Origin of the sequence: Pseudomonas sp. W3I7, assembly GCF_030816095.1 — a bacterium.
GTDB lineage: Bacteria > Pseudomonadota > Gammaproteobacteria > Pseudomonadales > Pseudomonadaceae > Aquipseudomonas > Aquipseudomonas salomonii.
On sequence record NZ_JAUSXP010000001.1, the window covers coordinates 4,285,423 to 4,297,627 of the forward strand.

At 61.8% G+C, this 12,205-nt stretch carries 11 protein-coding genes and 1 pseudogene; 8 read left to right on the forward strand and 4 right to left on the reverse strand.

Annotated features, from left to right (window positions below):
• The first annotated feature begins 150 nt into the window (after positions 1-150).
• The 6 genes and pseudogenes from QF043_RS19675 (at position 151) to QF043_RS19700 (ending at position 6,855) form a co-directional block, all read left to right on the forward strand.
• On the forward strand, positions 151-1,041 hold the full coding sequence (locus QF043_RS19675; RefSeq protein WP_056857631.1) for a 2-hydroxy-3-oxopropionate reductase: 891 nt from the start codon (positions 151-153) through the stop codon (positions 1,039-1,041).
• Between the two features lie 168 nt (positions 1,042-1,209).
• On the forward strand, positions 1,210-2,490 hold the full coding sequence (locus tag QF043_RS19680; protein ID WP_307419868.1) for a glycerate kinase: 1,281 nt from the start codon (positions 1,210-1,212) through the stop codon (positions 2,488-2,490).
• A pseudogene (gene pyk, locus QF043_RS19685) lies at positions 2,480-3,896 on the forward strand (pyruvate kinase). Before QF043_RS19680 ends, pyk begins: the two are co-directional and overlap by 11 nt.
• A 129-nt stretch (positions 3,897-4,025) precedes the next feature.
• The gene (locus tag QF043_RS19690) at positions 4,026-4,898 is read left to right on the forward strand and encodes an urea transporter (protein ID WP_307419869.1); all 873 of its coding nucleotides are present in this window, start codon (positions 4,026-4,028) and stop codon (positions 4,896-4,898) included.
• Positions 4,899-4,929: 31 nt separating this feature from the next.
• On the forward strand, positions 4,930-5,754 hold the full coding sequence (locus QF043_RS19695; protein ID WP_305458719.1) for an ion transporter: 825 nt from the start codon (positions 4,930-4,932) through the stop codon (positions 5,752-5,754).
• A 96-nt stretch (positions 5,755-5,850) separates the two neighbouring features.
• Positions 5,851-6,855 carry a sulfate ABC transporter substrate-binding protein gene (locus QF043_RS19700; RefSeq protein ID WP_307419870.1) on the forward strand — a complete coding sequence of 335 codons (1,005 nt, stop codon included), beginning with the start codon at positions 5,851-5,853 and terminating at the stop codon, positions 6,853-6,855.
• A 145-nt stretch (positions 6,856-7,000) separates the two neighbouring features.
• Here QF043_RS19700 and QF043_RS19705 read toward each other — a convergent pair whose 3' ends face one another.
• Positions 7,001-7,615, reverse strand: coding sequence for a DUF5666 domain-containing protein (locus QF043_RS19705; protein ID WP_307419871.1), 615 nt, complete (start codon positions 7,613-7,615; stop codon positions 7,001-7,003).
• 178 nt (positions 7,616-7,793) lie between these two features.
• On the opposite strand from QF043_RS19705, the gene QF043_RS19710 reads away from it, so the two are divergent.
• Positions 7,794-8,990: an MFS transporter gene (locus tag QF043_RS19710; RefSeq protein WP_307419872.1), complete on the forward strand. Its 1,197-nt coding sequence runs from the start codon at positions 7,794-7,796 to the stop codon at positions 8,988-8,990.
• A 1-nt stretch (position 8,991) separates the two neighbouring features.
• Here QF043_RS19710 and QF043_RS19715 read toward each other — a convergent pair whose 3' ends face one another.
• From QF043_RS19715 to QF043_RS19725, 3 genes are all read right to left on the reverse strand, one after another.
• Positions 8,992-9,396 carry a type II toxin-antitoxin system HicB family antitoxin gene (locus QF043_RS19715; protein ID WP_307419873.1) on the reverse strand — a complete coding sequence of 135 codons (405 nt, stop codon included), beginning with the start codon at positions 9,394-9,396 and terminating at the stop codon, positions 8,992-8,994.
• An 11-nt stretch (positions 9,397-9,407) separates the two neighbouring features.
• Complete coding sequence (locus QF043_RS19720) at positions 9,408-9,596, reverse strand: type II toxin-antitoxin system HicA family toxin (protein WP_307419874.1); 189 nt, start codon at positions 9,594-9,596, stop codon at positions 9,408-9,410.
• A gap of 115 nt (positions 9,597-9,711) precedes the next feature.
• Positions 9,712-10,833: a cytochrome P450 gene (locus QF043_RS19725; RefSeq protein ID WP_307419875.1), complete on the reverse strand. Its 1,122-nt coding sequence runs from the start codon at positions 10,831-10,833 to the stop codon at positions 9,712-9,714.
• Positions 10,834-10,907: 74 nt separating this feature from the next.
• Here QF043_RS19725 and QF043_RS19730 point away from each other — a divergent pair, with 74 nt between their 5' ends.
• Entirely contained in the window at positions 10,908-11,603 is a 696-nt protein-coding gene (locus QF043_RS19730; RefSeq protein ID WP_307419876.1) for a helix-turn-helix transcriptional regulator, read from the forward strand.
• The last annotated feature ends 602 nt before the right edge of the window (positions 11,604-12,205 follow it).

The window sequence follows — 12,205 nt, forward strand, 5'->3', positions numbered from 1 at the left end:
TGGGAGCTGGCTTGCCTGCGATGCAGACACCGCGGTGTATCAGGCAAAACCGGGTGATGCCATCGCAGGCAAGCCAGCTCCCACAGTGGATCTTCAGTGTTTGGCGGACCCTGTCCGCCCTGCACATAGAATAAAAAGAGGATGTTGATCATGGCTAAAATCGGATTTATCGGCACCGGCATCATGGGCCAACCCATGGCCGCCAACCTGCAAAAGGCCGGTCACCAACTGTTCCTGTCCGAGCATCACGGCAAGGCGCCCGAAGCCCTGATCGCGGCGGGTGCCGTGGCCCTGGCCAACCCGCAGCAAGTCGCCCAGGAAGCCGAGTTCATCATTGTGATGGTGCCCGACACCCCACAGGTGGATGACGTGCTGTTCCGCGCCGACGGCGTTGCCGCCGGCCTGTCGCCGAACAAAGTGGTGATCGACATGAGTTCGATCTCGCCCACCGCCACCAAGGCGTTCGCCGCCAAGATCAACCAGACCGGCGCGCAATACCTCGACGCGCCCGTGTCCGGCGGCGAGGTCGGCGCCAAGGCCGGCACCCTGAGTATCATGATCGGCGGCGAGCCGCAGACGTTCGAACGTGCCCTGCCGTTGTTCCAGGCCATGGGCAAGAACATCACCCTGGTCGGCGGCAATGGCGATGGCCAGACCGCCAAGGTGGCGAATCAGATCATCGTCGCGCTGAACATCCAGGCAGTGGCCGAAGCGCTGCTGTTCGCCTCCAAGAACGGCGCCGACCCGGCCAAGGTGCGTGAAGCGCTGATGGGCGGGTTTGCTTCGTCGAAGATCCTGGAAGTACATGGCGAGCGCATGATCAAGGGCACCTTTGATCCGGGCTTCCGTATCAACCTGCACCAGAAAGACCTCAACCTGGCGCTGGCCGGGGCCAAGGAGCTGGGGATCAACCTGCCAAACACGGCCGGAACGCAGCAGGTGTTCAGTACCTGCACGGCGATTGGTGGCGGCAATTGGGACCACTCGGCGCTGATCAAGGGCCTGGAACACATGGCGAACTTTTCGATTCGCGATAAGTAATTCGATTTGAAATGCAGGCCAATGTGGGAGCTGGCTTGCCTGCGATAGCGGTCTTTCAGTTAGACATTCATTGCCTGGTACACCGCTATCGCAGGCAAGCCAGCTCCCACATTTTGATCCCGTTTCGAGTCTTGACTCTAATAACAAAAAATCCCCGGGAGCCCGCTTATGTCGGTCGATCCGCAACACCTGCTTCGCGAGCTGTTTGCCACAGCCATCGACGCCGCCCACCCCCGACAAGTCCTTGAACCTTACCTGCCCGCCGACCGCAGCGGCCGTGTGATCGTGATCGGCGCCGGCAAAGCCGCGGCTGCCATGGCGCTGGTGGTCGAAAACTGCTGGCAGGGCGAAGTCTCGGGCCTGGTGGTCACCCGTTACGGCCACGGCGCACCGTGCAAAAAAATCGAAGTGGTCGAAGCCGCGCACCCGGTGCCCGATGCGGCCGGGCTTGCCGTCGCCAAGCGCGTGCTGGAACTGATCAGCAACCTCACCGAAGACGACCGCGTGATCTTCCTGCTCTCCGGCGGCGGCTCAGCCTTGCTGGCCCTGCCCGCCGAAGGCATCACCCTGGCCGACAAACAAAGCATCAATAAAGCCCTGCTCAAATCCGGCGCGACCATTGGCGAGATGAATTGCGTGCGCAAGCACCTCTCGGCCATCAAAGGCGGCCGGTTGGCCAAGGCCGCATGGCCGGCGACGGTGTACACCTACGCCATCTCGGATGTGCCGGGCGACCAGGCCACCGTCATCGCTTCCGGCCCCACCGTCGGCGACCCGAGCACCTCGCAGCAAGCCCTGGCGATTCTCAAACGCTACGGCATTGAGGCGCCGGCGTCGGTGCGCAACTGGTTGCAGAACCCCGCCTCGGAAACCGTAAAACCCGGCGACCCGGTGCTCGCGCGCAGCCACTTCCAATTGATCGCCCGCCCGCAGCAGTCGCTGGAAGCGGTGGCGGTAAAAGTCCGCCAGGCCGGGTTCAGCCCGTTGATCCTTGGCGATCTGGAAGGCGAAGCACGGGACGTGGCCAAGGTACACGCCGGTATCGCGCGGCAAATCGTGCAGCATGGCCAACCCTTGGCGGCGCCGTGCGTGATTCTCTCGGGCGGTGAAACCACCGTTACCGTGCGCGGCAATGGCCGTGGCGGGCGCAATGCCGAATTCCTGCTGAGCCTGACCGACAGCCTCAAGGGTTTGCCCGGCGTCTACGCACTGGCCGGTGACACCGACGGCATCGACGGCTCCGAAGACAACGCCGGCGTAATCATGACCCCGTGCAGCTACCGCCGCGCCGAAGCCCTGGGCCTGTCGGCCAGTGACGAGCTGGACAACAACAATGGCTATGGCTACTTCGCCGCGCTCGACGGTTTGGTCGTCACCGAGCCGACCCGCACCAATGTCAATGACTTGCGCGCCATCCTGATTCTTGAGACTGCCAAACATGACGCCTGACAAGAAAGTCAAAATCCTCGCCACCCTCGGCCCGGCCACTGACGGTATCGATGACATCCGCGAGCTGGTGGAAGCCGGGGGTGAATATCTTCCGGCTTAACTTCAGCCACGGCGAGCATGCCGATCACGCCCAGCGTTACCAGTGGATTCGCCAGGTGGAGCGCCAGCTCAATTATCCGCTGGGCATTCTTATGGACCTGCAAGGGCCGAAGTTGCGGGTCGGGCGTTTTGCCGAGGGCAAAGTACAACTGGTGCGCGGCCAGGCCTTGCGCCTGGACCTGGACCCGACGCCGGGCGATCAGCGCCGGGTCAACCTGCCGCACCCGGAAATTATCGCAGCGCTTGAGCCGGGCATGGACCTGCTGCTAGACGACGGCAAGCTGCGCCTGCGGGTGATCACCAAACACGTCGACGCCCTCGACACCACCGTGCTCAATGGTGGCGAGCTGTCCGACCGTAAAGGCGTGAATGTGCCGCAAGCGCTGTTGGAGCTCAGCCCGTTGACCGCCAAGGACCGCCGCGACCTGAGCTTCGGCCTGGAGCTGGGCGTGGACTGGGTGGCGCTGTCGTTTGTGCAGCGCCCGGAAGATATCCGCGAAGCCCGCGAACTGATCGGCGACAAGGCCTTCCTGATGGCCAAGATCGAAAAGCCCTCAGCTGTAATGCGCTTGCGGGAAATTGCCGAACTGAGCGACGCGATCATGGTGGCCAGAGGCGACCTGGGCGTGGAAGTGCCCGCCGAGAGCGTGCCGCAGATCCAGAAAGACATCATCAGCACTTGCCGCCAATTGGGTAAGCCGGTGGTGGTGGCCACGCAGATGCTCGAATCCATGCGCTTCTCGCCGGCACCGACCCGCGCCGAGGTGACCGACGTGGCCAACGCCGTGGCTGAAGGCGCGGACGCGGTGATGCTCTCGGCCGAAACCGCCTCGGGCGAATACCCGCTGGAAGCCGTGCAGATGATGAGCAAGATCATCCGCCAAGTGGAAAACGGCCCGGATTACCAGGCGCAACTGGACGTCAGCCGGCCCAAGGCGGATGCCACGGTGTCGGACGCGATCAGCTGCGCGATCCGGCGCATCAGCAGCATTTTGCCGGTGGCGGTGCTGGTGAACTACAGCGAGTCCGGCAGTTCCAGCTTGCGCGCGGCGCGGGAACGGCCGGTGGCGCCGATCCTCAACCTCACGCCGAACCTGGCCACGGCACGGCGTTTGAGCGTGGCCTGGGGCGTGCATTCGGTGGTCAATGACCGGCTGCGCCAGGTCGATGAGGTGTGCTCGACGGCGCTGGAGATCGCCCAGGCGCAGGGCATGGCGCAGCGTGGGGACACCCTGGTGATTACGGCGGGAGTGCCGTTCGGGCAGCCGGGGTCGACCAATTCGTTGCGTATCGAGACGTTGATCTAACCCCCTGTGACGAGGGAGCTTGCTCCCGTTGGACGGCGTAGCCGGCCCATCTTTTGGGGCCGCTTCGCAGCCCAGCGGGAGCAAGCTCCCTCGCCACAGGGTTGGTGTTCACCTGCAGAAACTCAATTCATGCACAACCCAACCTGCCCCGACTGGGCCGAGGCGCTGCTCAACGGCTTCAGCCAGATATTCCTGCAGCGCCAGCCGCTGTGTGGCTTGCTGTGCCTGTTGGCCATCCTGATCGGCGCCCCGGCCTTGCTCGGTGGGGCGTTGCTGGGTGGCCTCGCCGGTTTGCTCACGGCCCAACGCCGGGGCTACCCAAAGGCCGAACGCCAGGCTGGCTTGTACAGCTACAACGGCGTGCTGCTGGGTGTGTTGATCAGCCAGCACTTCGCCTGTTCGGCGTTGCTGCCGCCGCTGATTCTGGCGGGCGGCGGCCTGAGTGCGATGCTCACACGGCAATGGTTGAAACATGCCCGCCAGCCGGATGACTTGTCTGCGTACACCGCGCCCTTTGTCGGCCTGGGTTGGCTGCTGATCGGCAGCGTGCCTCAGCCTGCGTTCGCGCTGGTCGAGCCCGACGTTCTGTCTGTAGTCAGTGCGCCCTTTACCGGCCTTGCGCAAGTCATGCTGCTGGACCAGCCCCTGGCCGGCGTCTTGATTGCGCTCGGTCTGTTGCTGGCCAACCGTCGCGCCGCGCTGTGGGCGTTGATCGGCGCCGTGGCCGGCGTGCTGATGGCGTTACTGATGGGCGAGCCCGCCAGCGCCCTGCTCGGCCTGCACAGCTACAACCCAGCCCTGGCGGCACTGGCCTTGAGCCAATCACGCCGCCAGCCGTGGCTGCCACTGGTGGGCATCCTGCTGGCGATCATGCTCACGCCCGGTTTTGCCGCCCTGCACCTGCCTGCGTTGACTGCGCCGTTTATCCTCGCCTGCTGGCTGGTGCGCGCCACGCGGCGGATGTTCAAAGCCCGCGTGGACAGCCCGTTCGAATCCCCCTAGGCTTGCTCGATATTCGATTCAGGCAGGTTTTATGGACAGCAACAGCGACTGGCGTCAGCGCCTCTATGTGATGGTATTCCAAAGCGACACCGCAGCCGGGCGGCGCTTTGACGGCATCCTGCTACTGATCATTCTCTCCAGCATTGTCATTGTGATGCTCGACAGCATCGACAAAATCCACCAGAACTACGCCAATGTGCTGGCCTACATCGAATGGGGCTTCACGCTGATCTTCGCCATCGAGTACGGCTTGCGGCTGTACTGCTCGCCCAAACCGTTGCGCTATGCCTTCAGCTTTTATGGCTTGGTGGACTTGCTGGCCATCGTGCCCGGCATCCTCGCGCTGTATTACAGCGACGCCCAATACCTGCTGATTATCCGCATCATTCGGATGCTGCGGATTTTCCGCGTGCTCAAGCTCAGCCCGTACCTCAAGCAAGCCAACTACTTGATGGCGGCGCTGCGCGGCAGCAAGCAGAAAATCGTGGTGTTCCTGGTCAGCGTGTGCACCCTGGTCACGGTTTTCGGCACCCTGATGTATGTGATTGAAGGCCCGGAGCACGGGTTCACCAGCATTCCCAAGGGCATCTACTGGGCGATCGTGACCCTCACCACCGTAGGCTTTGGCGATATCGTGCCGAAGACGCCGCTGGGCCAGGTGATTTCGTCGCTGGTGATGATCACCGGTTACTCGATCATCGCCGTGCCCACCGGGATTTTTACCGCTGAACTGGCGAGCGCCATGCGCGGTGAACAACTGGAACACGATTGCCCGGTGTGCAAGAAAAACAGCCACGAGCCCAACGCGGCGTTTTGCTCGCGCTGCGGCAGCAACCTGTTTCATAAAGTGGAATAAGCACAGTACGTTTTAATCTTTAAACGCCTATGCAGGCCCGGCTATAGTTGCTGGCAAATTGCCCCCAGTCTTCTCTCGAACAACAAGGAATGAGCAGTGAAAAAAATCCTCAGCGCCTCTCTTCTGGCCGCGGGCCTTGCCCTGGCCGGTGCCGTGCAAGCCGCACCGGTCACACTGCTTAACGTCTCCTACGACGTGATGCGCGACTTCTACAAGGACTACAACGCCGCCTTCCAGAAGCACTGGGAGGCCGAGCACCCGAACGACAAACTGACCCTGCAGATGTCTTTCGGCGGTTCCAGCAAACAAGCGCGCTCGGTGATCGACGGCCTGCCGGCGGATGTGATCACCATGAACATGGCCACCGACATCAATGCCCTGGCGGATAACGGCAAACTGGTGCCGGACAACTGGGTGACCCGCCTGCCGGACAACAGCGCCCCGTTCACCTCCGCCACCGTGTTTATCGTGCGCAAGGGCAACCCCAAAGCCCTGAAAGACTGGCCCGACCTGCTCAAAGATGGCGTGCAAGTCATCGTGCCCAACCCGAAAACCTCGGGTAATGGCCGCTACACCTACCTGTCGGCCTGGGGTTATGTGCTGAAAAACGGCGGTGATGAAGACAAGGCCAAGAAATTCGTCGGCGAGCTGTTCAAACACGCGCCAGTGCTGGACACCGGCGGCCGTGCGGCCACCACCACGTTCATGACCAACCAGATCGGCGACGTGCTGGTGACCTTCGAGAACGAAGCCGAAATGATCGCCCGTGAATTCGGCCGTGATCAGTTCGAAGTGATCTACCCAAGCGTTTCCGCCGAAGCTGAACCGCCGGTGTCGGTGGTCGACAAAGTGGTCGACAAGAAAGGCACCCGCGTCGCAGCCGAGGATTACCTGAAGTACCTGTGGTCGCCGGAAGGCCAGGAAATTGCCGCCAACAACTACCTGCGCCCACGTGATCCTAAAGTGCTGGCCAAGTACACCGACCGCTTCCCGAAAGTCGACTTCCTGTCGGTGGAGAAGACCTTTGGTGACTGGCGCACCGTGCAGAAGACCCACTTCAATGATGGTGGGGTGTTTGACCAGATCTATTCGGGTCAATAACTGAAGGCACGCGGTAAAAAAAATGTGGGAGCTGGCTTGCCTGCGATGCAATCACCTCGGTGTGTCAGTTACACCGAGGGGATGCTATCGCAGGCAAGCCAGCTCCCACACACGCCAGCTCCCACATTTTTTTTGTGTTTGGTAGTTACATCGGCGGTGTCACCCCGTCCTTGCCGGCCGAGATCGCCTGGGCCGTAATGGTCCCATCCGGCGCTTGCGCCGCAAACAACACCACCTTCACGCCCGCCTTGAGCAAGCTGCGATCCCCCGGCTCCAGGTTCACGATCGGCACATCCTCCGGCACCACAATCTTCTGCTCGCCGCCTTTGTACTTCACGGTCAGGGTGCGCCCGTGGCTGACCACCAGGTCGCCCACCGTGCCGTTGGTCATGCTGCTGCCTTCTTTCAAATCGAACGCGCGGTGCCCGTCGCCAGTGCCGGCCATGGCCGGTGGGAATACGTGGACTTCCAGCGCAGTCAGGGTGCCATCGGCGTTCGGCATGGCGGCCGAGCCGATGTAGCTGCCGGGTTTGATCTCATCGATCTTGGCCAGGGTGACGGCGCGTACCTGGGTGGCCGGCGTGAGATGCACCACCACCTCTTCGCCACTGTTGACCTTGACGTGCATCGCGTCGCCGTCCATCGCAGTAATGGCGCCGCGTACGCCAACCCGTGGGGCCTCGGCGGCGTTGGCCAGCCCAATGGCCATGGCCGCAGCCAGGGTGGAGGCCAGGAGCATCTTGTTCAGCGTGATTTTCATCGCAATGGATTTCCTGTTTCGACAGTTATGTCTGAATGTATCATTGGCGCTCGCCCCAAAAGTTAACGATTGAGTCATTAATTTGCGGCATGAGTGATATCAATGCGCGCGCTCTACACCGGCGCTGGCGTTGTCTTTACTCTCGCACGCCACCTTCCTTCGCTTTAACGAGAAAACCATGACGGCTACCTCACACGCTTCAAGCACCATGACCCGAGGCATGGTGATGCTGTTTGCGTTCTGTTGCGGCGCCATTGTTGCCAACATCTACTACGCCCAGCCGATCATCGAGTTGATCGCGCCGGACATCGGCCTCACCCCGGCACTGGCCAGCCTGATCGTCTCACTCACGCAAATCGGCTATGCCCTGGGCCTGTTCTTTCTGGTGCCGCTGGGCGACCTGCTGGAAAACCGCAAGCTGATGATCATCACCAACCTGGTGGCCATCGCCAGCCTACTGGGTGCAGCGTTTGCCGAGCAGCCGAATGTGTTCCTGCTTGTTTCGCTGCTGATCGGATTCAGTTCCGTGTCGGTGCAGATTCTTATCCCGCTGGCCGCGCACCTGGCGCCCGCCGAGTCCCGAGGCCGCGTGGTCGGCAGCATCATGGGCGGCCTGTTGCTGGGCATCCTGCTGGCGCGGCCGGTGTCCAGCCTGGTGGCTGACCACTTTGGCTGGCGTGCAATGTTCATGGCGGCGGCTGCGGTGATGGTGTTTATCAGTGCGGTGCTGATGCTGACCATTCCCAAGCGCCAGCCCGACCACAATGCCAGCTATGGCCAACTGCTGGGCTCACTGGGCACTTTGCTGCGCAAGCAACCGGTGCTGCGTCAACGGGCTTTCTACCAGGGCTGCATGTTCGCCACTTTCAGCCTGTTCTGGACCGCTGCCCCGTTGGAGCTGGCGCGTAACCATGGCCTGAGCCAAAGCGAAATCGCCCTGTTTGCGCTGGTCGGCGCCCTGGGTGCCATCGCCGCACCTATCGCCGGGCGCCTGGCGGATGCCGGGCACACGCACCGCGCCTCACTGCTGGCCATGGTGTTTGCCGCGTTGAGTTTTCTGCCAGCCTTGGTGCACCCGTTGTACAGCGTGATCGGCCTGGCGGTGACCGGCGTGGTCCTGGACTTCTGTGTGCAGATGAACATGGTGCTCGGCCAACGCGCCGTCTACGCCCTCGACGCCAACAGTCGCAGCCGCCTGAACGCGCTGTACATGACCAGCATCTTCATCGGCGGCGCTTTCGGCTCGGCGATTGCCAGCAGCGTGTATGAACACGGCGGCTGGCTGGGCGTGATGCTGGTGGGCAGTGCGTTCCCGCTGGTGGCGTTGTTGCGGTTCCTGAGCGCTTCGCGCCAGGGCCAGGTGACCACCGCTTAAGTTAAGAACGGACCAACTTCTCCAACGCCGCATCCGCCAGAAATGACGAGCGGCTTTTGACCTTGTGCTCGCGCACATAGCGGTCGATGCGCTGAATGACGTAACCGGGCAAGGTCACATTGACCTTTTCGGTCTTGCCCAGATAGGGCGAGATATCCAACTCCAACATCCCCCAGCCCATGCCCGCGTAATCGTCGTGGGCATGGTGGTTGGCCACTGACGTCGGCATCGGAATCACCCCGCCTTCGGCCGCGATCTCTTGCAGCATGATGTGGGCAATTTCTACCGCAGCGTTATACGCCTCTTCAAAACTGTCCCCGGCGGTGACCGCGCCTGGAATATCGGGGATCTGAATACCGGTGGCAGTGAAGTCATCGCCCCATTCGATACACATTGGGTATTGCATGCATGCTCTCCTTAAAACTGAAACAGCCCGGCGCGCTTGCGGATGCTGCGGACAGTGCCCAAAGGCAGGTCCTTCTTGGGATGAGGCACCGGGATCGTGTACGGGTTATAGCGGTGGGTAAAAACATGATGACTGCCCGTAACCCGATCCAGCACCCATCCCGCTTCTTGCAGCTCCTTGATCAATAACCTGCTTTGCACCCCAGCCTCCTTGGCTTGGCCCGAACAAAAGTAACCCTAGAGTTATCTTTACTCAAGCACAGTTTTTGTTAGTCGGACTGCCGGGTGTTTTGCTGAATATTGAAATGCAGAAGGGTTACTGGCTTAGCGTCGCAGCACTGAACCTGGGGATACGACCGTTAAGCGAGGGCCAGTAGCAAAACCGGTCAGCGTCAGCCAGCAAATCGGGCTGATAACGCAGCAAGGCCAACAGCGCTTGCGCGGCGATCGTCAACGCCATCTGTTGGCCTGGGCACTGATGGCGCCCTATACCAAAGCTGAACAGGCGCCGTTGCACGCGCTCCAACAGGAAGCTGTCAGGATTGGGGTTGGCCTCAGCGTCCCGATTGGCCGACGCCAGCAGGACTAAAACACTCTCTCCCGCCGCCAACACCTGGTTGCCGATGGTGCAGCGCGCCGCCACGAATCGCCGTGTGTTTTGCACCGGTGAATCGTAACGAGCCACTTCTTCCACCAGCGCAGTGGCGAGGGTTGGCGTGCGCACAATCTGCGCCACCACACCAGGTTGGCGCGCGAGCATCACCAGTGAATTGCCGATCAACCCGGCGCTGGCTTCGCAGGTCTGCGACAGCAGCCCGATCAGATTGGCCGTCAATACCTGCGTGTCCTCCCAGTTGCCGCTGCGGATATGGGCCAGCAGTGCGGTTTCCTCCAAGACATCACGGAACACCTGCTGCAACTGCGACGCGCCGGCCTGCGCATTGCACAACTGTGCTTCACTGCTCAGCGGTGAAAGGCCGGCGACAAACTCCCGCGTTAGCCCAGCGACACGCGCCAACTGTGGCGCCGGGCACCCCAGCAGCGACGCGACCACCGAGACGGGCAAGGTAAACATCAGCGCATCCAGGCTCTGCACGCTGTCGATCAACCGAGCGACCCGCTCGGCGATGGCCGTCGCCGCCACAGCCGCTAACGCCGGCTCAATCGCCGCCCGTGGGCATCGATGTGCAGGGCCTTCGTTCATGCGCATCCACCGCGCAAAAACCTGTCCCGCCGCACCCTGTGCAATCGCCTTGGGCACCGGCTCATGCAACGGGCGTACGCGACAATCCGGGTGTGCCAGCACCGACTCCACCGTCTTGGCGCGGCTGGCGATCCACAGGCCCAGTTCGGCATCGAACATCAGTTCTTTATCGCGCCTGAGGATTGCGTAATACGGATAGGGATCTACATGGGTTGCGGCTTGCAGCGGTGTCATCCGGGACGTCCTGTGCTTGAAGAAGCGTTACTATCGGTGCTCCCACGCAGCAATGATTCGTTCAGGAACGAAATATGAACGCCTTTAATGATGACGCGGCACTCTCACAAATCGCCGGTGCAATAGCAGAGCCTGCGCGCACAAAAATGCTCTGCGCCTTGATGGATGGCCATGCGCGCACCAGCACCGAGATGGCCGTGATTGCCGGCGTCAGCACCTCGACGGCCAGCGCCCACTTGGCCAGGCTCAAGGACGATGGCCTGCTCACGCTCCACACCCAGGGCCGCCATCGTTACTACAGCCTCGCCGGCGCGCACGTGGCCCAGGCCATCGAAGGGTTGATGGTGATCAGCCGCAACACCGCCCAAGCATTTGTGCCCGGCACGCCCAACCGCCTGCAGCTCGCACGCACCTGCTACGACCACATGGCCGGGACGCTGGCGGTGCAACTGCACGACCATTTCATCGCCTCTGGTTGGCTGATTGGCGACGGCACCTACACACTGACGGCGCCCGGCGAAACCGCGATGATCGCGTTGGGGCTGGATCTGCCTGCGGTGCGTGCGCAGCGTCGGCGTTTCGCCTGTGCCTGCCTGGACTGGAGCATGCGCCGCCCGCATTTGGCTGGGGCCTTGGGCGCAGCGGTTTTGCAGTGCGCGATCCATCGCGGCTGGGTCACCCAGGATCTTGACAGCCGGGCGCTGGGGGTCACGGCCAAGGGGCGCAAAGCGTTTGCAGCCCGCTTTGGAATACAACCTGCCGGACAATAAAGACCAAAGGTGGGAGCGGGCTTGCTCGCGAATGCGGTGGGTCAGTCAGCTCATCTGTCACTGACACACCGCATTCGCGAGCAAGCCCGCTCCCACAGTTGACCGCATGCAGTTTTGAATATGAGGTCGGCTGCGGATTTGCATGCACCGAAGAACTGCTTTTCTGTGGGAGCTGGCTTGCCTGCGATGCAGACACCTTGGTGTATCAGGCACACCGAGTTGATGCCATCGCAGCGGTGCGACGATTCGACAAGCCAGCTCCCACCTTTGACCGAGTATGGCTCTGTTGCTGTTGCTCCGGCCCTTACATCCTTTTCGATGACGAAGTCAGCGGTCTTTTGATCTGCGCTTTTGATCTTGATCTGAAATCGCCCCGTCAAACACGATGGCCGGAATCTGACAGGGATTTGGGGGGTAAACCGGCAGGGATGCCGGTTTAGCCGCCCCGCGCCATGGATGGCGCGTGGCGGCGGCCCCCCAAATCACTGGCGGATTGCGGGCATGCCGAGCCTCAGCGAGGCACCGAGTGTTGGGGCGAGGACCTTTTGGTTACTTTTGACTGGGCCGGCATTCCGGTCCTTGCAAAAGTGACCCGCTGTAAG

What these genes read in the sequence shown, in the direction of transcription:
- QF043_RS19675 (WP_056857631.1), top strand. Translation starts at nt 151, where the DNA reads ATGGCTAAAATCGGATTTATCGGCACCGGCATCATGGGCCAACCCATG.
- QF043_RS19680 (WP_307419868.1), top strand. Translation starts at nt 1,210, where the DNA reads ATGTCGGTCGATCCGCAACACCTGCTTCGCGAGCTGTTTGCCACAGCC.
- QF043_RS19690 (WP_307419869.1), top strand. Translation starts at nt 4,026, where the DNA reads ATGCACAACCCAACCTGCCCCGACTGGGCCGAGGCGCTGCTCAACGGC.
- QF043_RS19695 (WP_305458719.1), top strand. Translation starts at nt 4,930, where the DNA reads ATGGACAGCAACAGCGACTGGCGTCAGCGCCTCTATGTGATGGTATTC.
- QF043_RS19705 (WP_307419871.1), bottom strand. Translation starts at nt 7,615, where the DNA reads ATGAAAATCACGCTGAACAAGATGCTCCTGGCCTCCACCCTGGCTGCG.
- QF043_RS19710 (WP_307419872.1), top strand. Translation starts at nt 7,794, where the DNA reads ATGACGGCTACCTCACACGCTTCAAGCACCATGACCCGAGGCATGGTG.
- QF043_RS19715 (WP_307419873.1), bottom strand. Translation starts at nt 9,396, where the DNA reads ATGCAATACCCAATGTGTATCGAATGGGGCGATGACTTCACTGCCACC.
- QF043_RS19725 (WP_307419875.1), bottom strand. Translation starts at nt 10,833, where the DNA reads ATGACACCGCTGCAAGCCGCAACCCATGTAGATCCCTATCCGTATTAC.
- QF043_RS19730 (WP_307419876.1), top strand. Translation starts at nt 10,908, where the DNA reads ATGAACGCCTTTAATGATGACGCGGCACTCTCACAAATCGCCGGTGCA.